The sequence below is a fragment of the Rhodococcus sp. RDE2 genome (genome assembly GCF_020885655.1).
Taxonomy (GTDB): Bacteria; Actinomycetota; Actinomycetes; order Mycobacteriales; family Mycobacteriaceae; genus Rhodococcus; species Rhodococcus pyridinivorans.
In genome coordinates this window covers 1,241,460-1,265,834 of the sequence record NZ_AP025186.1, presented here as the reverse complement: position 1 = coordinate 1,265,834, position 24,375 = coordinate 1,241,460, and the positions used below count along the sequence as shown (strand labels likewise).

The 24,375-nt window shown below is 70.2% G+C and carries 13 protein-coding genes; 5 read left to right on the top strand and 8 right to left on the bottom strand.

The features are described 5' to 3' along the window. Window positions 1-22 precede the first annotated feature (22 nt). The gene (locus LPH33_RS06060) at window positions 23-10,696 is read right to left on the bottom strand and encodes a non-ribosomal peptide synthetase (protein ID WP_229567427.1); all 10,674 of its coding nucleotides are present in this window, start codon (window positions 10,694-10,696) and stop codon (window positions 23-25) included. Window positions 10,697-10,833: 137 nt separating this feature from the next. On the opposite strand from LPH33_RS06060, the gene LPH33_RS06055 reads away from it, so the two are divergent. Further along, window positions 10,834-11,709, top strand: a complete 876-nt coding sequence (locus LPH33_RS06055) for a siderophore-interacting protein (protein ID WP_160877115.1) — start codon at window positions 10,834-10,836, stop codon at window positions 11,707-11,709. Window positions 11,710-11,785: 76 nt separating this feature from the next. On the opposite strand, the gene panD is transcribed toward LPH33_RS06055, so the two are convergent. From panD to LPH33_RS06035, 4 genes are all read right to left on the bottom strand, one after another. Continuing rightward, window positions 11,786-12,193 carry an aspartate 1-decarboxylase gene (panD, locus tag LPH33_RS06050; protein WP_160877113.1) on the bottom strand — a complete coding sequence of 136 codons (408 nt, stop codon included), beginning with the start codon at window positions 12,191-12,193 and terminating at the stop codon, window positions 11,786-11,788. A 34-nt stretch (window positions 12,194-12,227) separates the two neighbouring features. After that, on the bottom strand, window positions 12,228-12,914 hold the full coding sequence (locus LPH33_RS06045; protein ID WP_160877111.1) for an isochorismatase family protein: 687 nt from the start codon (window positions 12,912-12,914) through the stop codon (window positions 12,228-12,230). Between the two features lie 175 nt (window positions 12,915-13,089). Further along, the gene (glyA, locus tag LPH33_RS06040; RefSeq protein WP_160877109.1) at window positions 13,090-14,385 is read right to left on the bottom strand and encodes a serine hydroxymethyltransferase; all 1,296 of its coding nucleotides are present in this window, start codon (window positions 14,383-14,385) and stop codon (window positions 13,090-13,092) included. A gap of 95 nt (window positions 14,386-14,480) precedes the next feature. After that, window positions 14,481-15,671 (bottom strand): hypothetical protein, encoded by a 1,191-nt coding sequence (locus LPH33_RS06035; protein WP_016691281.1) that lies wholly within the window; start codon window positions 15,669-15,671, stop codon window positions 14,481-14,483. Window positions 15,672-15,822: 151 nt separating this feature from the next. Between LPH33_RS06035 and coaA the strand changes: the two genes are divergently transcribed. Then, a complete protein-coding gene (gene coaA / locus LPH33_RS06030; protein ID WP_016691280.1) occupies window positions 15,823-16,755 on the top strand; it encodes a type I pantothenate kinase in 933 nt (310 codons plus the stop codon). A 48-nt stretch (window positions 16,756-16,803) separates the two neighbouring features. Here coaA and LPH33_RS06025 read toward each other — a convergent pair whose 3' ends face one another. Continuing rightward, a complete protein-coding gene (locus tag LPH33_RS06025; protein WP_145692749.1) occupies window positions 16,804-17,571 on the bottom strand; it encodes an isoprenyl transferase in 768 nt (255 codons plus the stop codon). Window positions 17,572-17,728: 157 nt separating this feature from the next. Here LPH33_RS06025 and trhA point away from each other — a divergent pair, with 157 nt between their 5' ends. Together trhA and LPH33_RS06015 are read left to right on the top strand one after the other, a co-directional pair. Beyond that, window positions 17,729-18,397, top strand: a complete 669-nt coding sequence (gene trhA / locus LPH33_RS06020; protein WP_016691278.1) for a PAQR family membrane homeostasis protein TrhA — start codon at window positions 17,729-17,731, stop codon at window positions 18,395-18,397. A gap of 74 nt (window positions 18,398-18,471) precedes the next feature. Next, entirely contained in the window at window positions 18,472-19,389 is a 918-nt protein-coding gene (locus tag LPH33_RS06015) for a mechanosensitive ion channel family protein (RefSeq protein WP_026060961.1), read from the top strand. On the opposite strand, the gene LPH33_RS06010 is transcribed toward LPH33_RS06015, so the two are convergent. After that, the gene (locus tag LPH33_RS06010) at window positions 19,386-21,494 is read right to left on the bottom strand and encodes an ABC transporter permease (protein ID WP_160877107.1); all 2,109 of its coding nucleotides are present in this window, start codon (window positions 21,492-21,494) and stop codon (window positions 19,386-19,388) included. The two genes, LPH33_RS06015 and LPH33_RS06010, sit on opposite strands and share 4 nt — an antisense overlap. A gap of 187 nt (window positions 21,495-21,681) precedes the next feature. On the opposite strand from LPH33_RS06010, the gene LPH33_RS06005 reads away from it, so the two are divergent. After that, window positions 21,682-22,344, top strand: a complete 663-nt coding sequence (locus tag LPH33_RS06005) for a TetR/AcrR family transcriptional regulator (RefSeq protein ID WP_088896592.1) — start codon at window positions 21,682-21,684, stop codon at window positions 22,342-22,344. Window positions 22,345-22,348: 4 nt separating this feature from the next. Here LPH33_RS06005 and LPH33_RS06000 read toward each other — a convergent pair whose 3' ends face one another. Continuing rightward, window positions 22,349-24,343, bottom strand: coding sequence for a thioredoxin domain-containing protein (locus tag LPH33_RS06000; RefSeq protein WP_229567426.1), 1,995 nt, complete (start codon window positions 24,341-24,343; stop codon window positions 22,349-22,351). Between the last annotated feature and the right edge of the window lie 32 nt (window positions 24,344-24,375).

Sequence of the window (24,375 nt, the reverse complement as noted above, 5' to 3'; positions counted from 1 at the left end):
GCTAATGGTTAGGCTAACCATACTAGGCGCCCGAGGGGGTGCTGAAACCTGCTTCCACCGGCGCGTTCATCGCCGTCGTCCAGGCCTCGGACAGCCCTCGGATCTCCTCGCAGGAAATTCGTCCGTCCGACCGCATCGTGGCTGTGAATATACGACCGCCCGCTTTCTCCTCGATCCGCACCGACAGCTCGAGGGCGCGCCCGCACGGGGTCCGCCGCTCCGTCGGCACCGTGTCGATCCGGACGAGGACGTCGGGCCGGGCCAGTGCCATGAAGGCCGGTGCGGCCTGGGCGTTGAGGTGCCGCAGCAGCGCGTAACCGGACCCGTCCCCGGGCACCCCGTCCACGGCGGCGGCCACACCGGTCGACACCGCGTCCGGATCGTCGGCGACGGGAACCCGCACGGGCACACCGACGGCGAACGGACCCACGGTCCGGGTGCAGTCCGGCTCGCCGTCGGAGAATTCACGTGCGTCGCGTTCGATCTCGACGAGCAAATGTGCCGGCGCGACCTCGCGGACGCGTCCGACGGCGACTGCCAACGCGGTCACTGCCGCGACAGCGAGGTCCTGTTCACCGGACGGACCGGCGTTGACCTCGACTGCGGCGATCTCGACCGGATCGCCGACGGGGAGCACCGCGGTGCTCAGCGCGGCGCCCGGGGCGAGGACCTGCGCCCAGTGCGCCAGTTCCCCGAGCAGTGCCGGGTCCTGCGCGCGCTCGTTGATGCGGGTCGCGAGTCCCTGCGCGGTGGCTGCGGGAACGGCAACCGGTCCCCCGGTGACCGCCGCAGCCAGGTCGGCGGCGAGCACGTCGACGGAGACACCGTCGGCGACGATCGGGTGGACCGCCACCACGAGTCGACCGGTCTGCCCGGTGGTCAGCCACACGGCCGAGAGCACCGGTCCGGCCTCGGGGTCGAGAGCCTCGGCGGCCTCGGTGCGGGCCTGCTGCTGCGCTGTTGCGAGGTCGGTGGTCTCGACGACCCGTACCGGTACCTCGTCGCCGGCGGGGTGGGTGTCGAGCGACCACAGCACCGAGGCCACGCGGGTGAGCCGCATGCGCAGCGCATCGTGAGCGGCGACCACCGTGCGCACGGCACCCGTCGCCTTCTCCTCGTCCGCCGGGGTGTCGACGGCGAACACGAGTGCGGCTCCGGCCGGCTCTGCACCGATCTCTCGCAGTGCGTGCACAGCCGGCGGCACGGGCACCTGGCCCGGCTCCCGATCGTCCACGAGACCGGCCGGCTGCCCCGCCGTCTCGGCGAATTGAGCAACAGCCGTCTCGGCGAAATGAGCAACAGCCGTCTCGGCGAACTGCGCGACGGCGGCGAGACCGGCCGGGGTGCGCCACCGGAAGATCTCGCGCGGGCCGAATTCGATGCCCTTGCGGCGCGCGGCCGTGACGACCTGCATCGAGACGATGCTGTCGCCACCGAGCGCGAAGAAGTCGTCGTCCGGTCCGACGACGTCGAGACGCAGTGCCTCCTCGAACAATTCGCACAGTGCGGCCTCGGCGGGGGTCTCCGGGTCGCGGCGCGTCGTCGCGGTCGGTTGCGGATCGGGAAGTGCCCTGCGATCGAGTTTGCCGTTCGGTCCGAGCGGCAGTACCTCGAGCACGGTCACGGTCACCGGGACCATGTGATCGGGCAGGGAGGTCGCGGCGTGCGCGAGTAGATCGGCCGGTTCGACGGTGCGCCCGGACAGGGGCACCACGTAGCCGGCGAGCATGCCGTCGCGCACCACGACGGCGCTCTGCGCGACGTTCGGATGCGCGACCAGCGTCGCCTCGATCTCCCCGAGTTCGATGCGCAGGCCGCGGAGTTTGACCTGCCCGTCGGCGCGGCCGATGTAGTCGAGTTCGAGGCCCGCGCCCCGGTCGCGCCACCGCACGAGGTCGCCGGTGCGGTAGAGCCGCTCTCCCGCGTCGCTGTAGGGGTCGGCGACGAACCGGCCCGCCGTCAGGCCCGCGCGCCGGTGGTAGCCGCGGGCGAGCTGGACACCGCCGAGATACAACTCGCCGACGACGCCCGGCGCCACGGGCCGGAGCCGCTCGTCGAGGACGAGGGTGCGGGTGTTGTCGATCGGCCGTCCGATCGGGACCCACGGAATGCCCTGCGCCGGAATCGGTGCCGCGGTGACGTCGACGGCCGCCTCGGTGGGGCCGTAGAGGTTGTGCAGTTCGGCGTCGACGAGGGTGTGGAAGCGGTCGCGATGGTCGGCGGTCAGCGCCTCACCGCTGCAGATCACCCGGGTCAGGCGCAGTGCCCGGTCCTGCTCTGCGGCGAGCACGTCGAGCAACGCCGCGAGCATCGACGGCACGAAGTGCGCCGTGGTGATCGACTGCCGGGCGATCACATCGCGCAGATAATGCGGGTCGCGGTGACCGTCGGCGGTCGCGACGACGAGCGTGGCGCCGGTGATCAGCGGCCAGAAGAACTCCCACACCGACACGTCGAATCCGGACGGGGTCTTCTGTAGCACCCGATCCTCGGCGGTGAGACCGTATTCGTCCTGCATCCACCGCAGCCGGTTGGCCACGGCGCGATGGCCGACGACGACACCCTTCGGGGTTCCGGTGGATCCGGAGGTGTAGAGCACGTACGCCGCGCAGTCGAGGGGCATCACGGTCGGTGCTGCGACCGGATCTGCGGGATCGGTTCCGACGGAACCGGATTCGTCGACCTCGAGCACCGGAACACCGGAGTCGAAGGTCATCGCCACACCGGCGGCCGCCACGACCGCGACGGGCTGCGCGTCGGAGAGCATGTACGCGAGTCGCTCGGCGGGATAGTTCTCGTCGAGCGGCAGATAGGCCGCACCGACGCGGTGGATCGCAAGGAGGGCGATCACGAGAGCGGTGCTGCGCGGAATCGCCACGGCCACGACGGCATCCATTCCTACTCCGGGAAAGGCACGCAGATGCCCGGCCAGAGCGGCGACGGCACGGTCGAGTTCGGCGTAGGTCCACCGCCGTCCGGTGGCGTCGTCGACGAGCGCGAGGGCATCCGGTGTCGCAGCGACCTGCTGCGAGAACAGCTCGGGGACCGTGCGATCGGGACCGTCGTCTCGGACCGTGCCGATCTCCGCTGCCACCAATGCCTTCCGGTCGTCGACGGTGAGCACGCTCAACTGCGACAGCGAGGCGTCCGGATTCGCCGCGATCTCCGCCAGCAGAGCCGTGAGTCGCTGCACGAATCCGTCGACGGTGCCGCGGTCGAACAGGTCGGTCGCGTACTCGATGCGACCGCGGATCCCGCCGTCGTCGGTCTCGGCGAGGTCGAAGGTCAGGTCGAACTTCGACGTGCCGGTCTCGACGAAGACCGGTTCGGCGTCGAGTCCGGGCATGCGGATCTCGTCGAGGCGGTCGCGGTACTGCACCATGATCTGGAACAGCGGCTGGCGTGCGAGCGACCGTGCCGGGGCGAGTCGTTCGACGAGCACCTCGAACGGCAGGTCCTGGTGAGCATAGGCGTCGAGGTCCACCTCCCGGACCCGCGTGAGCAGGTCGCGGACGGTGGGGTCGCCGGACAGATCGGTGCGCAGCACGAGCGTGTTGACGAAGAAGCCGACGATCCGGTCGAGGGCGGCGTCGAGACGACCCGCGACGGGAGTGCCGAGGACGATGTCGTCCCCGGCGCCGTGCGCGCGCAGCAGTACTGCGACGACCGCGTGGGTGAGCATGAACATCGTCGCGCCGGATTCGGCGGCGATGTCGGCGAGTGCTTCCCGGGTGCGCGGGTCGACGGTGAACGGGACCGCGCCGCCGCGGTAACTGCTGACGGCCCCGCGCGGCCGGTCGTGCGGAACGGCGAGTTCCTCGGGTGCGCCGTCGAGGACGCGTGCCCAGTACTCGGTCTGGACCTCACGCAGAGACTCGTCCCCGGTACCGAGACGTTCGTCCTGCCAGAGAGTGAAGTCCCGGTACTGCACCGGCAGCGGCGCAGGCGCGGGTGCCCCGGTGGTCAGGTGCGCGTACCAGGCGGACAGGTCGGCGACGAGCGGCGTGGCGGACCACTCGTCGGCGGCGATGTGGTGCACGAGCACCAACAGGCGCGCGTCGTCGGGAGCGGTGCGCACGAGCGTCGCGCGGATCGGCAGGTCGTGGGCGAGATCGAACGGACGGCCCGCCTCCTCGGTGAGCAGCACGTCGAGATCCGCCGGGGCGGCGTCGACGATCCGCAGGTCGACGGTGCAGTCCTCGGCGGGCAGCACCCGCTGGTAGCCGATCTGCTCGACGTCGCCCTCGTCCGGCTCGGTGAACACCGTGCGCAGCGTGTCGTGCCCGGCGATCAGGTGCTGCAGGGCACCCCGCAGAGCGTCGACGTCGAGCGCGCCGCGCAGCCGCATCGTGTACGGGATGTTGTAGGTCGCCGACGCGCCCTCGAGGCGGAAGAGGAACCACAGCCGGCGCTGCGCCGCCGACATCGGGACGAGATCGGCGTGGTCGCGGCGCACGAGTTCGGGTCCGCCGGCGGTGGCCGGGACCGTCGCCGCGAGTCGCGCGGGGGTGCGCAGATCGAAGATGTCGCGGATCGACGGGTTCCGGCCGGTGCGCATGCGCAGCGCCGCGGACAGACGTGTCGCGAGGAGCGAATTGCCGCCGAGGGCGAAAAAGTCGTCGTCGGGGCCCACCTGGCGGACACCGAGGAGTTCGGCGAGCACCTCGCACACGACGCGTTCGTCGTCGGTCGCCTCGCGCGTGCTGTGGCTCTGTGCGGGATCGGGCAGAGCCGCGCGGTCGACCTTGCCGTTGGGCAGGGTCGGCATGGCGTCGAGCACGTCGAAGACCGCGGGAATCATGTAGTCCGGCACCACGGTCCGCAGATGGTCCTGCAGGTCGATGGCCGCCGGACGCGGCGCGGCCGGATCGGCGACGACGTAACCGACGAGCAGATCGGTCCCGGACGCCGACGGGCGCACGGTGACGAGGGCCGCGGTCACCGCCGGGTGCCGCAGCAATGTGGCTTCGACCTCGCCGGGTTCGATGCGGAAACCGCGTAGGCTCAGCTGGTGGTCGGCGCGCGAGACGAACTCGAGTTCTCCGGAGGCGTTGCGCCGCAACAGGTCCCCGGTGCGGAAGAGCCGGGTGCCGCTGCCGGTGGGGTCGGCGACGAACCGCGCCGCGGTCAGATCCGGGCGGCCGAGATAGCCACGGGCGGACTGCACTCCCCCGACGTAGAGTTCGCCGGTCACCCCGTCCGGGACGGGACGCAGGTGCCGGTCGAGGATGCGCGCGGTCACGCCGTCGACTGGGGCACCGATGCGGACGCGGTCGACGTCGGAGCCCGGCGCCGTCCAGATCGTGACGTCGCCGGCGACCTCCGATGAACCGTACGAGTTGATCACCCGTGCGCCCAGCAGTGCCGCGATCACGCTCGTGCCGAGGGGTTCTCCACTGAGGAACCACGTGTCGACGAGTTCCGCGGCCTCGGGGCGCAGGGCGGCGAGGGTCTCGGCGAGGCTCGGCACCGCGGTGAGCATCCGGACGCGGTGCCGGACGACGAGATCGGCGAGGGCCTCGGCGTCACGGGAGGCGGCGTCGTCGGCGAGGACCATCGTCGCACCGGAGAGCAGACCGGCGAACAGCTCGGTGGATCCGTCGATGAAGCTCAGCGAGCTCTTGGCCAGGCGCACGTCGTCGCCGGCCGGGCGGACGCGTGCCGCCTGCCAGACCAACCGGTTCGCCAGCGCCGCAGCGGTTCCGACGACACCCTTGGGCACGCCCGTCGAACCGGAGGTGTAGACGACGTACGACCCGTCCGCCGGATGCAGCGGGCGGCTGCGGTCGAGGTCGGTGATCGGTGCGTCCGAGTAGCCTTGCGCCGCTTCGGCCAGTGCGGCGAGGGTCAGCTCCGGTGCCTCTCCGGGCACGGCGCCTTCCGTATCCACAAGCACGAGATCGGGTGCGGCGTCGGTGAGCATGAACTCGATGCGTGCCGGCGGGTACGACAGGTCGACGGGCAGGTAGGCGGCACCGGCGACGACGACGGCGGCCAGGGCCACCACGGCGGCGTCGGAGCGTGCCGCCGCGACCGCGACGACACTGCCGGGTCCGATGCCCCGCTCGGCGAGCGCACGAGCCGAACGATGCACGCGCGCCCCGAATTCCCGATAGCTCAGGGTCTCGGTGCCGAACACGAGCGCCGGGCGATCCGGGTGGGTGGCGAAGGCCGCCGCGAGCAGATCCGGCAGCAGCTGCATGGTGGCGGGCACCGCCTCGGCGGTGCCGGCGGCGCGCTCCTCGTCGGTGCGCACGTCGATCGTCGAGAGGTGCCGCGGTTCGGGTTCGGCGAAGGCCGCGAGCACCGACAGCAGACGCTGCCCCAGGGTCCGTACGCTCGTACGGTCGTAGAGGTCCTCGGCGTACTCGAAGCGGATCGACAAACCGTCGGTGGCGTCGACGAAGTCGACGGTGAGATCGAACTTCGACGCGCCGGTGGACAGATACGACACGGTCGCGACGGTGTCGCCGATCTGCGGGACGACCGGTTCGGTGCGGTACTGCACCATCGTCTGGAAGAGCGGGTGCCGCGCGAGCGACGGGGTGACACCGACGGCGTCGACCACCTCGTCGAACGGCACCTCCTGGTGGGCGAGCGCGGCGAGGTCGGCGCGCCGTACGCGTGTCAGGATCTCGGCGGTGTCGGGATCGCCGGACAGATCGGTGCGCAGGGCGACGGTGTCGACGAAGAAGCCGACGATGTCCTCGAGCCCACTGTCGGCGCGACCCGCGACGGGCGCGCCGAGCACGATGTCGTCGCCCGCACCGAGCGCGGTGAACAGGGCGGCCACCGCGGCGTGGGTGAGCATGAACATGCTCGTCCCGGAACGGGCACACGTATCCCGAAGGGCCGCAGACAGTTCCGAACCCACCTGCACGTGCACCTCGCCACCGCGGTGACTCGGCACCGCGGGTCGCGGACGGTCGTGCGGCAGGGCGAGTTCCTCGGGTGCCCCGGCGAGGGTGGAACGCCAGAACGCGAGATCGCGGTTGCGGAGCGCGGCCGCGGCGGGGTCGTCGGCGAGACCGCGCTGCCACACCGCGAAGTCCGCGTACTGGGGACGCGGCGCGTCGTCGGGCACACGACCCGCCGAGAGATCCGCGTAGGCGGCGGCGAGGTCGGCGAAGACCGTCTCGGCCGACCACTCGTCGCCGGCGATGTGGTGCACGACGAGCAGCAGCACCGCGTCATCCGGTGCGCGTCGCACGAGATGCGCACGGAACGGACGGTCCTGTCCGAGGTCGAAGGATGCCCGCGCAGCCGCGTCGAGAAGTGCCGCGGCATTCCCGTCGCGCGCCTCCGCGACCTGCAGGATCGTCGACGGCGTGTCGGTGACGACCTGCACGGGCTCACCGTCGACGACGCCGACGACGGTGCGCAGCACCTCGTGCCGGGCAACGACGTGCACCAGCGCACGGTCGAGCAGGTCGGCGTCGAGCCGGCCGTGCAGTTCGAGGGCGAACGGGATGTTGTAGGTCGGCGACGGTCCCTGGGCGCGGTCGAGGAACCACAGGCGTTGCTGGGCCGACGACAACGGGATCCGTTCCGGTCGCGGCCCTGCGACGAAGCGGGGACGCGCGGGGCTCGCGCCGTCGACCACCACCGCCAGTTCGGCCACGGTGGGAGCGTCGAAGACGTCGCGCAGCGACACCTCGACGTCCAGCGCCGAGCGGATCCGCGCGACGAGTCGGGTGGCGGACAGCGACGTTCCGCCGAGGGTGAAGAAGTCGGCGTCGACACCGACGGCCGGGAGCCCGAGCAGGTCGGCGAAGACATCCGCGAGGGTGTGTTCGGTGGCGGTCTCGGGATCGCGTCCGGTGTCGGGGGCGCCGATCTCCGGGGCGGGCAGGGCCTTGCGGTCGACCTTGAGGTTCGCGGTGAGCGGGAACTCGTCGAGCGCGACCGTCACCGACGGCACCATGTACTCGGGCAGACGTGTGCGGAGGAAGTCGTGCAGTGCTGCCGTGTCGACGTCGGTGCCGGTCACGTAGCCCACGAGGCGGGCCGCTCCGGTGGCGTCGGGCCGGGCGACCACGACGGCCTGCGCCACGCCGGGGAAGTGCGCTGTTGCGGTTTCGATCTCACCGAGTTCGATGCGGTGGCCGCGAACCTTGACCTGGTCGTCGCCGCGTCCGAGATACTGCAGGGTGCCGTCGGCGGTCCAGCGCACGAGATCGCCCGTGCGGTACATCCGGCCGTCGCCGAAGGGGTCGGCGACGAAGCGGGTCGCGGTGAGGTCGGGGCGGCCGCGGTAGCCGCGCGCGAGTTGCTGCCCCACGACGTACAGCTCACCGGCCGCGCCGACCGGCACGGGCTGCAACTGCCGGTCGAGCACGCGCACACCGGTTCCCGGATAGGGGCGGCCCACCGACCCGGTCCACGGCAGATCCGGCGGGACCGGAGCGGAGGTGCACCACACCGTCGCCTCGGTGGGACCGTACATGTTGACGACGGAACGCGCTCGCGCGGCGAGGGTTCCGGCCAGGACGGCGGGCAGGGCCTCACCGCCCACGAGCACGTTCGCACCGGCGAGATCCAGACCGTCGTGCTCGACGATCGCGCCCCACAGCGACGGGGTGGCCTGGATGCAGTTCACCGACTCGGTGGCGGCGAGCGTGGCGAGGGCCGCCGGATCGCGCGCCTCGTCGTCGCCCGCGAGCACGACGGCCCCGCCGCGGCACAGCGGCACGATCAGTTCGAGCACCGAGATGTCGAACGACAGGGTGGTCAGGGCGAGAAGCCGGGTGTGCGTGCCGATTCCGGTGAGATCGGTCGCGGCGTCGACGAAGCGGGCGAGTGCGCCGCGCGAGAGCACGACACCCTTCGGCCGGCCGGTCGAACCCGAGGTGTAGATGACATATGCCGACTGGTCGGGCACGACTCGCCCGGAAGGCGTGGTGCCGGCGGGGACGTCGCCGCGCCAGTGCAGGACGCCGTCACGGAAGACCGCCGTGGCGTCCGGGGTCGATGCGCCGAGACGGTCGGCGAAGTCGTCGGTGGCGAGCAGGATCGCCGGTCGCGCGTCGTCGAGCATGTACTCGAGTCGCTCGGCGGGAAAGGCGGGGTCGAGCGGCAGGTACGCCGCGCCCGTCCGCAGCACGGCGAGAAGCGCGACCACCATGTCGGCGGTGCGCGGCAGCGCGAGCGCGACCGTCACCTCGCGTCCCGCGCCGGCCCGTGCGAGTTCGTCTGCGACGGCATCGATGCGCGCGTCGAGTTCGGCGTAGGTGAGACGGTCGGCACCGGCGACGAGCGCGGGCGCGGCACCGGCGGCGGCCACCTGCGCGTCGAACAGATCCATCGCGTCGGGCGCGACGGATTCGGCGACGGTTCCGTGCCAACGGGATTCGAGGCCGGCACGGAAATCCGGGTCCAGCAGGTCCGCGTGAGCGAGGGGACGCTCGTCAGTGTCCTCCCGGGCGGCGAAGGCGAGCAGTCGCGCGAGGGCCGCGGCGTGACCGGCGACTTCCTCGACGGTGTACCGGTCGGCGTCGGCGTCGAGGGTCAGTTCGAGTGCGCGGGTGCTGTCGACGCGACGGGCGACCACCGCGAGGTCGTGGACGGGACCGCGCGCGAGCGAGTGCACGGTGGCGGTCGCGTCGCCGAATCGCACGGTGTCGCCGAACGGCTTGATGTTGACGGTGGGGCCCACCGGACCGGGGCTGGTCGCGGGCAGACGCAGGTCGCGGTGGATGTCCTCGCCCCGGTAGCGGGTGTGGCGTCCCTGTGCGGCGACGGTGGCACGCACATCGGCGGCGAGCGCCGCGAGACTCGCCTCCGGGGCGACCTCGATGCGGAGGGGCACGACATTGACGGCGGTGGTGAGCACATTCGCCGCGACGCTGCCCATCCGGTTCATGGCCGGGAAGCCGAGCACCACGTCGCGGACCCCGGTGACCCGGCCGAGATAGGCGGCGGTCGCAGCGGTGACGAGGTCGGGCCAGCCCACCCCGGCGCGGCGTGCCGCTGCGTCGAGTGCCTCGGCGACGTCCCCGGGGACCTGCACCGATTCGGTGACCACCGCGCGGGCGAGCGACGACGCGGCCGGCACCGCGGTCTCTGCGAGGCCGAGTGCGTCGGGCGCACCGCGTAGCGTCCCGGTCCAGAAGTCGCGGTCGGCGACGATGCGCTCGCCGCTGCGGTACTCCTCGTCCTCGGCGACGACCTGCTCGACGGAAGCGAAGGTCGCGGGCGGGACGTCCTCGCCGCGCACGAGTGCGGTGTACACGGCGACGATGCGGCGTTCGATCAGGCTGTAGCCGTAGACGTCGAGCAACGCGTGGTGGGCGCGCAGGAACAGCAGGACGCGGTCCGGTCCGAGGACGAACACCCGGGCGCCGATGCCGGCTTCGGCCGTCGGATCCATCGGCACGCGCAGGATCGCGCGCATCGTGTCGACGGCCGTCCGCCGCGGGTCGGCGTCGGCGGTGAGGTCGGTGACCTCGATCTCCGGCGCCGGATGGGCACCGGGGAACTGGACGGGCACCTCGTCGACGACGGCGATCCGGGCGCGTAGTCCGGCGGACTCGGCAAAGACCGCGTGGACGGCGCGGGCGAGGACGGCCGGATCGATGGCGCCGTCGATCTCGAGGAAGTGCCCGGTGACGAGTGTCGGGTTCGACGGGTCGATCGTCTGCGCGAACCACATTCCCGCCTGGGCAGCGGTCAACGGCAGAGGCACGATCGATTCCACGGGTACTCCTCGACATTCCTGGACCCGCCCCCTCGGATCCGCCCCTCCGTCCGGATATAGTTAGGGCCGCCTAACCATACCAGCAGCGACGCGCCCGCCCGAATTGTCCGGCCGGTCCCGTCCGGAAGGAGCTCACCATGCCGGTGACGACGCCCCCGACCCGCGTCTCCCTGCCCATCGTCCTGCGGCGCCTGACCGTGCTCCGCGCGGTGGACGTGACACCGCGGATGCGTCGGATCACCCTGGGCGGCGAGCAGCTCGGTGCCTTCCGCAGCGGCGACTACGACGCCCCGGCGTTCACCACCGAGGGTGCCGACGACTACGTCAAGATCTTCCTGCCCGAACCCGGCAGCGACACCCCTGCCCTGCCCGAGCAGCACGACGGGCACCTGCACTGGCCCCGCAAGCCCGCACCCGTGGCCCGCGCCTACACCGTGCGGCGGTTCGATCCCGTGGCCGGGGAGCTCGATCTGGATTTCGTCCTGCACGGCCACGGCCCCGCCGGTAACTGGGCCCGCACCGCCGAACCCGGCAGCGTGCTCCATCTCGCGGGACCCAAGGTCGCGATCATCCCGCCGCAGGGCGCCGACTGGTGGCTGCTCGCCGGCGACGAGACCGCACTGCCCGCGCTGGGGCGCTTCGTCGAGACCTTCGGCGGCACGGTGCCGATGCACGTCTTCGCGCTGGTCGACGGTTCGCAGGAGGAACAGTCCGATCTCGCGGGCGTGACGTGGGTGCACCGCCGTCCCGGCGTCTCCGACGCCACCGTGCTCGCCGAGGCCGTCGAGTCGGGTGCGCCGCGCGGCGGCGAGGGCTGGATGTGGATCGCCGGCGAGGCGTCGATCGTGAAGGAACTGCGCGCCGTGTCGAAGCGGCTCGGCATCGCCAAGCCGATGCTCGACGCGTCGGGTTACTGGCGCAGCCCCGAGTCCGATCGCCCACTGGCCCGCCTGCGGCTGCTGCGCGAGCAGGCCGTCGAGACCCTCGAGGCGCGCCGTCGCGGCACCACCTAGACGATTCCTGTGTGCTCTGTTTCGGTGTTCTCGACAGCGCCTGGCGAGGTCGAGAACACCGAAATCGTTTCCCGGGTCAGCGCGGTGAGAGTTGGCCGGTCGCGCCGGGGACGGGTCGTGCCGGATCGGCGCCGAGTTCGACGATCGTGTTCACCCCGTCGACGTGCACGATGCGCGGCCGGAAGTCGCGGGCCTGCTCGTCGTCGACGTGACGGTAGGACAGGATGATCACGAGGTCGCCGGGCGAAACGAGCCGTGCCGCAGCACCGTTGATGCCGATGACACCCGACCCGCGTTCCCCCTCGATCGCATAGGTCTCGAGCCGTGCCCCGTTGTCGATGTCGACGATGTGCACGAGTTCGCCCTCGCGGATGTCGGCGGCGTCGAGGAGATCGCGGTCGATCGTCACCGATCCGACGTAGTGCAGATCGGCGTGGGTGACGGTCGCGCGATGGATCTTGCCGGACAGAAGAATTCGCTGCATGTGCTGACGTTCCTGCTTTCTCGGACCGTGTCGGTCAGCGCAGCGACGCGGTGAGTTCTTCGGTCTCGCGATCGCGGCGACGCGCCGACGCGGTGATCGACTCGATCAGCGCATCCGTGGTCTCGACCCGGCCGACCCGCTTGGCGACGTACTGCAGCGCCATGAGGTGCTCGTCGCGGGAGAAATCGGCGGTGGCGTCGAGGGCCATGAACGGCGCGACGTCGCTCATGAAGGCGTCGGCGGCGCTGAGCATGCAGCCCATGTGCGCGTAGACGCCGGTGACGATGAGCTGGTCGCGGCCGTTGTGCGCGAGCAGCTGACGGAAGTCGGTGCGCTGGAACGCCGAGTAGCGCCACTTGGTGACCTGGATGTCGTCCGGGCCGGGGGTGAGTTCGTCGATGACCTCGGTGTCGCGGCCCGTGCTCAGCCCCACGCCCCAGAAGTCGGCGAGGATGCCGCGACGCGACGGATGCTGGTCGCCGGGCTGCATCGTGTAGACGACGGGGATACCGGCGGCCAGGCACGCCTCGCGGAGGCGGACGATGTTGGGCACCACGGTCGCGAGCGGTTCGGCGTCGCGCTGGTAGGCGTCGATGAAGTACCTCTGCATGTCGTGGATCAGCAGGGCGCAGCGGGACGCGTCGAGCGTCCAGTCCACCCGAGCATCGGGAATCTCGTCGCCGGTGGGCAACTCGTACGGATCGATGCTCGGGATGGCCATGCGACTTCCTTCTGCTGTTCGGGGGTACGCGTGCGGGCACCGAAAGTGTCGGCATGCGTAGGCTACCCTAACCAACCCTGCGGTGGGATGTCTCGTCCCCCGGATACGCGACCGGCCCGCACCGGAGTTCGGTGCGGGCCGGTCGGCGACAGTGGAAGCCGTCAGTGGAAAACCGTCAGATCAGACGCCAGTCCTCGAGGCCCTCGTACAGCGGCACGGACTGCGCCAGGGCGCTCACGCGGGTGCGCAGCGACTCGGCGTCGGCGCCACCGACGAGCGTCTGCGCGATGATCTCGGCGACCTCGGCGAACTGCTCGTCGCCGAAACCGCGGGTCGCGAGCGCCGGGGTGCCGATGCGCAGGCCCGAGGTGACCATCGGGGGACGCGGGTCGAACGGCACGGCGTTGCGGTTGACGGTGATGCCGACCTCGTGGAGGGCGTCCTCACCCTGCTGGCCGTCGAGCTGCGAGTTGCGCAGGTCGACCAGGACCAGGTGCACGTCGGTGCCGCCGGTGAGCACCGAGATGCCCTTGTCGGCGACGTCGGACTGCGACAGGCGATCGGCGATGATCCGGGCACCGGAGAGGGTGCGCTGCTGACGGTCCTTGAACTCGTCGCTCGCGGCGATCTTCAGTGCAACGGCCTTTGCGGCGATCGCGTGCATGAGCGGGCCGCCCTGCTGACCGGGGAAGACGGCCGAGTTGATCTTCTTCGCCCATTCCTGCTTGGCGAGGATCAGGCCGGAACGCGGGCCACCGAGCGTCTTGTGCACGGTGGTGGAGACGACGTCGGCGTAGGGCACCGGCGACGGGTGCAGACCCGCGGCGACCAGACCGGCGAAGTGCGCCATGTCGACCCACAGGTAGGCACCGACCTCGTCGGCGATGGAGCGGAAGGCGGCGAAGTCCTCGTGACGCGGGTAGGCGGACCAGCCGGCGACGATGACCTTCGGCTTCTCGCGCAGGGCGATGTCGCGGACCTCGTCCATGTCGATGCGGTGGTCGTCCTTGCTGACCCCGTAGGACGCGACGTCGTACAGCTTGCCGGAGAAGTTGAGCTTCATGCCGTGCGTGAGGTGGCCGCCGTGCGCGAGGTCGAGACCGAGCAGCTTCTCGCCGGGCGTCATCAGCGCCATGAGCACCGCCGCGTTCGCCTGCGCACCCGAGTGCGGCTGGACGTTCGCGAAATCGGCGCCGAAGAGCTCCTTGGCGCGGTTACGGGCGAGGTCCTCGACGACGTCGACGTTCTCGCAGCCGCCGTAGTAGCGACGGCCGGGGTAACCCTCGGCGTACTTGTTGGTCAGGACGCTGCCCTGGGCCTGGAGGACGGCGCGCGGCACGAAGTTCTCCGACGCGATCATCTCGAGCGTGTCGCGCTGACGCGACAGCTCGCCGGCCATGGCCTCGGCGACCTCGGGATCGAGGTCGTTCAGTGCGGCAGTGTTCACGTCGGCGCCGGGCGCAGCGGTCATCGAGGTTTCTCCAAGCAGAGGGCGTCAGGGATACGAGCTCCAGTCTACGAAGGCCGTCCACCGCTGCGGAAGCCGGTCCCCGAGCAACCTGCGGTTCACCGCAGGCTGCTGGGCACCAGGGGTTCGTCGAGCAGGCGCCGGAAACGGTCGGCGCGCTCGGCTCCGGCCGGAACCTGCTCGAGCCAGCCGCCGAGGAGCCGGTAGCCCTCGACGTAGGTGCTGATGTAGGCACGCCACAACGGCGACGACAGAAAGCGCAGCGACTGCCGGGCACGTTCGGGGCTCGACAGCGACCAGCGCTGCAGGAATTCGACGACCTCGTCGTGGCTGCGCCCGCGGTCGTGGAGCAGCAGCGCGGCGTCCTGCCGCACCGACAGCAACTGCTCGGACGCCTCGGACAGTTGTTCGGCGAGTTCGCCGTCGAACCGGAGCCCGAGATCGGCGTAGATCTCCTGCGCCCACGTCCCCCAGCCCGGGCCGACGATCGCGTCGAGTGCGAGATCGGCGAGCCCTTCGGCCATGAGGCACTGCGGGGTGTTGACGAGGAACAGCGTCTGCTCGGCCTGACCGCCGGCGACGAGACCGGCCTCCTTGCGGCAGTGCTCGGTGTGGTGACCGGGATACGCCTCGTGCGCGATCAGCCGGGGCAGGTGCGCCATCGTCTGTTCGAGATCGGAGTTGATCGCGACCCGCGACCGGTAGTCGCCGAGGTAGTAGTTGAAGCCCGACCACGGCTTGTCGCCGACGACCTCGTACTCGACACGCTCGGTGTCGGGCAGCGGGTGGACCGCCCGCACCTTCTCCCGCAGAGCGCTCGAGAACGCCTCGACGCATTCGGCGAGACGATCGGCGGGGATCACCTCGGACTTGCGGTGGGCCTGCATCCGTTCGGTGAGCGATCCGGTGCCGGGCAGCAAAGCGTCGAGGCGACGGTGCGCGTCGCGGTAGGCGTCCTCGTCGCCGGGCTCGATGCGGACGTCGAAGTACGCCTCGACCTCGTCGACGAAACCGATCTCCTCCCCCGCGAACTTGCGGGCCGAGCAGTCGAGGGCGCGCAGATGCACGTCGAGGAAACGGGTGCGCTCGTCGGACAGTCCCGCACCGGGCAGTTCGTCCCGCAGCCGTCGCGCGGTGTGTGATAGATCACGGGGATCGGGAGTCGGGGCGTTCTCGACCTTCCGCCGCAGCGCGGGATCGCCCGTGTAGGCGTCGACGAACCCTTCCTCGAGCCGGTCGAAAGCCAGGCCCAGCAGCAGATATTCGTTCACGAAGTCGTCGGCTCCCATACCGGCCGAGCCTAGTCGCTCGTCGGCGAGCCGACACAGGAGAACCCGCCGGAGTGGGGACCCCGGGGAGGCATCCGCCTGTGTCAGCGAGCACAATCCGTTACATGGACATGCAACGCCGCATCCGCCGCGCCACCGGGAAGCCGTGCCGATGGCTCGTCTGAACGAACCGAGCCCGTATGTCGAGTTCGACCGCAAGCAGTGGCGGACGCTGCGGAAGTCGACTCCCCTCGTCCTCACCGAGGACGAACTCATCGGGCTTCGGGGCCTGGGCGAGCAGATCGACCTCGCGGAGGTCGCGGAGGTGTACCTCCCCCTCGCCCGGTTGATCCACCTGCAGGTCGCAGCGAAGCAGCGGTTGTTCGCCGCGACCGCGACCTTCCTCGGGGAGAAGCATCCCGACCAGCAGGTGCCGTTCGTGATCGGTGTGGCCGGTTCGGTGGCGGTCGGCAAGTCCACCACGGCACGTGTGCTGCAGGCGTTGCTGGCACGCTGGGATCACCACCCGCGGGTGGATCTCGTGACCACCGACGGGTTCCTCTACTCCACCAAGGAACTGGTGCGGCGCAACATCATGCACCGCAAGGGTTTTCCCGAGAGCTACGATCGACGCAAGCTGCTGCGGTTCGTTACCGAGGTCAAGTCGGGAGCGAAAGAGGTTGCGGCGCCGATCTACTCCCACATCTCGTACGACATCATCCCGGGCCAGTACCACATCGTGCGGCAGCCGGACATCCTCATCATCGAGGGCCTGAACGTGCTGCAGACCGGTCCGCGACTGATGGTCTCCGACCTGTTCGACTTCTCGATCTACGTCGACGCGCGCATCGAGGACATCGAGAAGTGGTACGTGGAGCGCTTTCTCGCGCTGCGCAAGACCTCCTTCGCCGATCCCGAGGCGCACTTCCACCACTACGCGAACCTGTCGGACCGGGACGCGATGAGTGCCGCGAAGGAGATCTGGCACTCGATCAACCTGCCGAACCTGGTGGAGAACATCCTGCCCACGCGACCGCGCGCGACCCTCGTCCTGCGCAAGGACTCGGATCACGCCATCAACCGGCTCCGGTTGCGCAAGCTCTGACGCGGCCTGCCGCTCGGCCCTGCCTCAGGCGCCGAACCGGCGGTGCTGTCAGGCGCCGAAGCGGCGGTGCCGTGCGGCGTAGTCGCGCAGCGCGCGCAGGAAGTCGACCCGGCGGAACTCGGGCCAGTATGCCTCGGTGAACCAGATCTCCGAGTAGGCGGACTGCCAGAGCAGGAATCCGGACAGTCGCTGCTCGCCGGACGTACGGATCACGAGATCCGGATCGGGCTGGCCGGACGTGTAGAGGTGACTGTCGACGCCGTCGACGGTCACGGACTCGACGAGTTCCTCGCCGCGCAGCCCCTGCGCGTAGCGCACCCGCAGGAGCGACTGCACCGCATCGACGATCTCCTGGCGACCGCCGTACCCGACGGCGACGTTGACGTGCGTGCCCGTCCGGCCCGCGGTGCCTGCCGCGGCCTCGTGCAGTCGCTTGGCGTGGTCGGCCGGGAGGAGGTCGGTGGTGCCGACGATCTTCACGCTCCAGTTCTGGCCGGGCGCGGAGATCTCCTCCACCACGTCGGAGATGATCTCGAGCAGAGCATCGAGCTCCTCCGGGTCGCGCCGGAGGTTCTCGGTGGACAGCAGGTAGATCGTCGCCGTCTCGATGCCGGCCGCGTCGCACCAGCCCAGCAGTTCGGCGATCTTCTTGGCGCCCTCGCGGTGACCGTGACTGACGTCGGTGAAGCCGTTCTCGCGCGCCCAGCGCCGATTGCCGTCGCACATCACCGCGACGTGTCGCGGATTCCGTGCTCCTTCGAGTTCCTTCAGCAGCCGGCGTTCGTAGAGCCGGTACAGCAATCCGCGGACGCTCACCCCGTCATCACCACGCGAGTCACATTACGCCCAGGCACAGGGAGGGTCGCGTCGGTGGTCACAGAGTCTCCCGGAGCGCGGTTCCACGCTGTAACGTGGCGACGGAACAAACCTACGGGTGCGTAGGTTACTGTCCGGTACCGGAAGGAGCGCACGCATGACGGCCTTCGGCCTCGAGGAACTGCCCGTCAAGCCGCGGATGCGCGGATGGATCCACGCCTGGGCGTTCGGCGTGGCCGTCGTCGCCGGTGCCGCACTCGTCGCGGCAGCGGCCTTCCTCGCCGACCGTCCGGACGCCGTACTCCCGGCGACGGTCTACAGCCTCACCGTGTGCGGAGTGTTCGGAGTCAGCGCCCTCTACCACCGCCTGAACTGGGGTCCCCGGGCCCGCGTGTGGATGAAGCGCGCCGACCACTCGATGATCTTCGTGTTCATCGCCGGCAGCTACACCCCGTTCGCGACGCTCGCCCTGCCCCCGGAGTCCGGGCGGCCGCTGCTGATCGTCGTGTGGGCGGGCGCACTGGCGGGCGTGGCTCTGAAGATGCTGTGGCCGACCGCGCCGCGCTGGGTCGGTGTGCCGCTGTATCTGTTGCTCGGATGGGCGATCGTGCCCGTCGCCGGACAGCTGGTCGCCGAGGTCGGTCTCGCCCCCATGCTGCTCCTGTTGGTCGGAGGGCTCTTCTACAGCGGAGGTGCGATCCTCTACGCCACCCGCTGGCCCGATCCGTGGCCCGCGACCTTCGGGCACCACGAGTTCTTCCACGCCGCGACGGTGATCGCGGCCCTGTGTCACGCGGTAGCGGTGTGGCTGGTGATTCTCGGTTGAAACCTCATGGGCCGCTTCGTGCAACTTCTCACACCACCTGAAGCAACCGGCACCCGTTTGTAGACTCGCGAGGGATGTCTATTCCGTTGCTCGCCTTCGAACTGACCGAGACCAACCGGGACTGGCTGATCCACCGGCCGCTGGCGATCGTGAGTTACATCGTCGTCGCGATCGCGCTCCGCTTCGTCCTCCACCGGCTGATCGACCGCATGACGAAGCCGCGCGAGAGATCCGGCAAGCCCCGCCGATCGTTCCTCGCGCCGCTGCAGGAACGCGCCGAACGCGCCATCGGTGATCCCTACGCGCGCGAACGCCGGATCCAGCGTGCCCAGACGATCGGCTCGGTGTTCAAGTCCGGTGTGTCGGTCGTCGTGCTCGTCTGGGTGGTGCTGCAGACGCTCGACACCCTCGGCTTCAACGTCGCGCCGTTCATCGCCTCGGCCGGTATCGCCGGTGTCGCGCTCGGTTTCGGTGCGCAGAACCTCGTCCGGGACTTCATCTCGGGCATGTTCATGCTGCTCGAAGACCAGTACGGCGTGGGCGACGTGGTGGACCTCGGCGACGCGGTGGGCACCGTCGAGTCGGTCGGCCTGCGCGTGACGACCGTCCGCGACATCGACGGCACCCTGTGGTTCTGCCGCAACGGCGAGATCCTGCGCGTCGGCAACATGAGCCAGGGCCACGCCGTCTCCGTGATCGACGTGCCGATCGCGCCGACCTCCAACGTCGACCGCGCCTGCCAGATCGCCCTGCGGGCCGTGCTCGACGGCGTCGAACGCGAGGACATCGCACCCGACGTCCTGGAGAAGCCCGAACTGCTCGGGGTCAACTCCGTGACGGCGGGTGCGGTGACGCTGCGGCTGACCGTGCGCGTGCGCGCCGGCAAGCAGTGGGCGATCCGCCGCAGCCTCACCCGCTCGGTGCTCGAGGCATTCGATCAGAACGGCATCGAGTCGCCGAACCTCGCGGTCGCAGCTCCCGTGAGCAGCTAGACCCTCTCCGGCGAGCGCTCCACCACCGGATCCGCCTCGGTCCGCCGACCGGCGCGGATCCGGTCGAAGGCGATCACGAAGAGCAACGAGACAGCGCCCCAGATCGCGAACGTGACCAGGTGCGGACCGACGGTGTCGCCCCCGAAGTAGAGGATCGAGCGCACCGATTCCACGGCCGCCGGCATCGGCAGCACACCGTGCAGGAACCGGAAGGCCTCCGGCGTCATGTACATCGACATCGCCCCGTTCGAGGCGGGCACACCGAGGAACATCAGGATGCCGACGGCGGGGATGACGGCGAGCAGCCCGAACAGACGGTGCAGCGCCAGCGTGAACATCGAGGTCGTGAACGTCGCCACGATCCCCACGCCCCACAGGGGCAGGAAGTGCCCGTCGACGGCTCCGGTGATCGGGTCGGCGATCACCCACAGGACGGCCGGCATGAACAGCGCCCACCCCGCGGAGATCGGCAGGAAGCGGCGCAGGACCATCGCGGCGGGCTGCGCGCCGCCGGCCACGACGACCACCATGAAGCCGGACATGATCCAGCCCATCGCGACGTAGAGCGTCACCGTGCCCATCGTGTCGGAGCCCGGCAGCGGCGTCATGTTCTCGACGGTGAGCGGCAGCTGCATGCCGCCCGCGACCTGCTCGAAGACCCGCTGCACGACCTGCTGCTGGCTCATGCCCGCAGCCTCGTTGGTGATGAGGGTCGCGGTCGGGGACGCCGCAGACGGCAGGACGAACGCCGCGACGATCTCGCGATCCCGGACGTCGGCGCGCGCTGCCTCGATCGAATCCGAGGTCCGCAGGTCGAACAGACCGGACATGTTCTGCTCGAGCCCGGCGACCGTCTGTTCGGCCTGTTCGGTGCTCGCGGCGACGACGGTGACGGGCATGTCGCGCGGCGTCGGCTGGTACATCGCGCCGAGCATGATCGACAGCATCAGCACGACCATCGCGAACGGGAAGAACGCGAGGGTCAGGTACCGCACGCGGTTGCTCTCCGGACGCGGTCCGGGCGTGAGCGACGGCATCGTGATCTCGGGATCACCGGCGTCGGGGTTGCGGCGACGCTTCAGGGCATCGACCCCGAGGGTCGCGGCGAGCGCAAGCACCGCACCGATCACCAGCACCAGGAGGTGCCCGCCGACCCCGTCGCCGCCGAAGTAGACGACCGACCGCAGCGACTCACCGGCGGCCGCGGTGGGCAGGAAGCCGTGCAACCACGGGTAGATCGACGGCAGTGCGTACACCGACATACCCAGATTCGACGCGGGGACGCCGAGGACCATCACGAAGAGCATGCCCACCAGGACCGCCATCGGTCCGAGGATCCGGGTGAGGAACAACTGCACCGAGCCCACGGCGAAGATGGACAGCCAACTGATTCCCAGCAGCGTCGCGGTGGGGCCCTCGACCGCGCCGAGGATCGGTCCGGCGACGAGCCACACGAGCGTGCCGATCAGCACCGACCAGCCTGCGAGCAGGGGCACGATGCGACGGAAGCGCAGCAGCTCGGGCGAGTTGGACAGCATGATGCTCAGCGGCATGTAGCCCGCGAGCATCAATGCCTGCGCCATGAACATCACGCCCAGACCGGCCATGTCGTGGTCCGGTAGCGGAGCCAGGTCCTCGGCCGTGAGGTCGAGACCCGATCCGATGATCGGCGGGGCCACCAGACCGGTGACCATGTTCGACTGCGAGGCCCCGGCGGCGCCGGCGGTGTACACGGTGGCGGTGCCCGCGTCGGACAGCGAGACGGCGCCCGCGACCTCCCGGGAGAGCACGAGGTCGCGTGCCCGGTCGTCGGTCCCGACGACGCGGACGTCGACCGCCTCCGGATCGGCGCCCTCGAGTGCGCGGGCGAAGTCGTAGGCCTGCTGCTGCGACGATCCGGCGACGGCGATCGGCATGTCGTGCGGGGCCGGTGCGTGCATCGCGTACAGATAGCCGGTGATCATCATGCCGACCATCAACAGCGGCATCACGAAGATCGCGACGTAACGCCCGATCTGTTCCTTGCGGGCGCGGGCGAGCTCGGCCTCGGTCGGGCCGTCACCTCCCGGTGGATCGTTCTTCTCGGTCGTAGCGGTGTCGGTCACTGACGAACTCCTCGATATCCGGTCATGGACTGAACGCTTCCCGGCCGGTACCGGCAACTCGGAAATACGCTGACTGACTTAAAAAGCTACGCCGCGTGTCTTAAAGTGGACAACCTGAGACACTGGTGACGTTCGTCCCACCCACCGATGAGCCGTACGGCAGAACGAGAGAGCAGCGGGTTCCAGCGTGAGCACCTACGGCGACCAGGCACGGCGAGCACTACTCGACTCCGCGGAGGAACTGTTCGCGACCTACGGCGTCGACGGGGTCTCGAACCGGCGCATCGCCGAGCACGCGGGCAACGCGAACCACTCGGCCGTCAACTACCACTTCGGGAGCAGGGACGAACTCGTCCGCGCGATGGTCACCCGCTACGCCGAGGACACCCGCCGACGACGAGCCGAACTCGTCGGCCTGCTCGGCCCCGAACCGGGACTGCGCGACTACCTGAGCTGCCTCGTCGTCCCGTTCACCGATCAGCTCGCATCGATGCCCGTCCCCAGTTGGCGCGCCCGGTTCCTCCGACAGCTCCGGACGGTCCCCTCGATGGTCGACATCGTGGGCCGCAGCGTCGTCGAGGATCCCCATCTGGACGCTCTGATCGAACGGGCCAGGGCGTGCGTCGCCGACATCCCCGACGGTGTGATCACCGGTCGGTCGTGGCTGCTGGGGAAACTCGTCGTGGACGCGTGCGCCGACTACGAAGCACGGCTCGAACGGGAACGGGTGGAACCCGACTGGACGGGTTTCGCCCTGTTCCTCGTCGATGCGATCGCCGGAATGTTCGAAGCGCCGGTGACGAGCGTGGGCGATTTCCTCGGCTCGCGCACCGTCTCCGCATGGCCGTGACAGGTCAGACCGCGGCGAGGACCTCGCGCAGTTCCGTCGCCGTCGTCACCGGCCGATCGCACACGAAACCCCTGCACACATAGGCCGCGGACGCTCCGTCGACGAGCGGCCGACCGTCGAGCAGCGGCGACGAGTCCGGTTCGCCACCCACGACGACCGCTCCCCCGGGCGCGATCCGGCGCGCGAGGTCCAAGAGTTCGCCCCCACCCACGACGGCGACCTGCAGCGGACCGCGCACCGACGCCTCGGCCACGGTCAGCCAGTGCCCTCCGGCACGCGGCGCCTTCTCGAGCAGGATCGACGCCGCCGACAGCGACAGCGCGGCGGCGTCGGCGTAGCGGGGGTCGTCGTGCACGAGCGCGGACAGACCGAGCAGCGCCTCGGCGATCAGCGAGGCCCCCGACGGCGTCGCCCCGTCGACCGGATCGCGCGGCCGGGCGACCAGCGATTCGGCGTCGTGCGCGGTGTCGAACCAGCTCCCTGGACGATCCGGATCCGCGAACTGCGTGAGCGCGACGTCGGCGAGTTCTCGCGCGCGCTCGACCCAGCTCCTGTCCCCGGTCCCCTGATGGACGGCGAGCAGTGCGGTGACGAGCGCTCCGTAGTCCTCGAGCACGCCCGAGGGAGATCCGACGACACCTCCGAGCGACGCGCGGCGCAGTCGTCCGTCGACGAGGTGCCGGTCGAGCAGGAACCGCGCGCACCTCGCCGCGGCGTCGATCCAGGCGGGTTCGCCCAGTGCGACGCCGGCCTCGGCCAGTGCGGTGATGGCGAAGCCGTTCCAGGCGGTGACGACCTTGTCGTCGCGCCCGGGTTGCGCGCGATCCTGCCGGGCCGCGAACAGGCGGGCCCGCACGTCGGCGAGACGGGTCGGATCGTCGGGCTCGTCGAGCAGCTGCAACACCGAGGTGCCGTGCTCGAAGGTGCCGCCGGGAGTGACGGTGAAGGCCTCCGCGGCCCACCGGCCGTCCTCCGCGCCGAGCACCTCGACGAGCTGGTCGGGAGTCCACACGTAGGTCAGGCCCTCGACCCCGTCTGTGTCGGCGTCGAGCGCCGAGGCGAATCCGCCGTCCGTGGTGAGCAGGTCGCGTAGCAGGAACTCGGCGGTCTCCCGGGTGACCCGCGTCGGCAGTTCCGCGCCGGTCACCCGCGCGAGGTGCGCGTACAGCCGCAGGAGCAGCGCGTTGTCGTAGAGCATCTTCTCGAAGTGCGGCACCGTCCAGGCGACGTCGACGCTGTAGCGGGCGAAACCGCCACCGAGCTGGTCGTAGATCCCACCTCGCGCCATCGCGTCGGTCGTGCGCTCGACGAGACCGAGCGTGTCGGCGGAGCGCGTGCGCTCGTATCCGCGCAGCAGACCCTCGAGCAGGTTGGACGGCGGGAACTTGGGTGCACCCCCGAAGCCACCGTGTTCGCGGTCCTCGTCGGTGGCGATCGCAGCGGCTGCCGCGTCGAGTAGGGGCGCCTCGACGGCGGCTTCCCCGACGGGCAGTCCCCCGCTGCTGCGACGGAGCTCGGTGGCCACGGCGTCTGCGGCCTGCGTGACCTCGTCGCGACGGTTGCGCCAGGTCTCGGTGATGGCCTCGAGCAGTTGGACGAAGGACGGCATGCCGCCGCGCGGCGTGTTCGGGTAGTACGTGTTGCAGTAGAAAGGGGAACCGTCCGGGGTGAGGAAGCAGGTCATCGGCCACCCGCCCTGACCGGCCATGGCGACGGTCGCGTTCATGTAGACCGCGTCGATGTCCGGCCGTTCCTCGCGGTCGACCTTGATGCACACGAAGTTCTCGTTCATGACGGCGGCGGTGGCCTCGTCCTTGAACGACTCGTGTGCCATGACATGACACCAGTGGCAGGCCGCGTACCCGATCGACAGCAGGATCGGCACGTCGCGCTCGCGCGCCTCCGCGAGCGCGACGTCGCCCCATTCCTGCCAGTGGACCGGATTGTCGGCGTGCTGCCTCAGATAAGGGCTCAGGGCGTCGGCCAGTCGGTTCGCCATGCCCCCACGCTACGGAAGGAGCATCGTCGGTG

Coding starts and splice junctions, on each gene's coding strand:
- coaA (WP_016691280.1), top strand. CDS start 15,823: ATGGCTCGTCTGAACGAACCGAGCCCGTATGTCGAGTTCGACCGCAAG.
- LPH33_RS06035 (WP_016691281.1), bottom strand. CDS start 15,671: ATGGGAGCCGACGACTTCGTGAACGAATATCTGCTGCTGGGCCTGGCT.
- trhA (WP_016691278.1), top strand. CDS start 17,729: ATGACGGCCTTCGGCCTCGAGGAACTGCCCGTCAAGCCGCGGATGCGC.
- glyA (WP_160877109.1), bottom strand. CDS start 14,385: ATGACCGCTGCGCCCGGCGCCGACGTGAACACTGCCGCACTGAACGAC.
- LPH33_RS06015 (WP_026060961.1), top strand. CDS start 18,472: ATGTCTATTCCGTTGCTCGCCTTCGAACTGACCGAGACCAACCGGGAC.
- LPH33_RS06000 (WP_229567426.1), bottom strand. CDS start 24,343: ATGGCGAACCGACTGGCCGACGCCCTGAGCCCTTATCTGAGGCAGCAC.
- LPH33_RS06045 (WP_160877111.1), bottom strand. CDS start 12,914: ATGGCCATCCCGAGCATCGATCCGTACGAGTTGCCCACCGGCGACGAG.
- panD (WP_160877113.1), bottom strand. CDS start 12,193: ATGCAGCGAATTCTTCTGTCCGGCAAGATCCATCGCGCGACCGTCACC.
- LPH33_RS06055 (WP_160877115.1), top strand. CDS start 10,834: ATGCCGGTGACGACGCCCCCGACCCGCGTCTCCCTGCCCATCGTCCTG.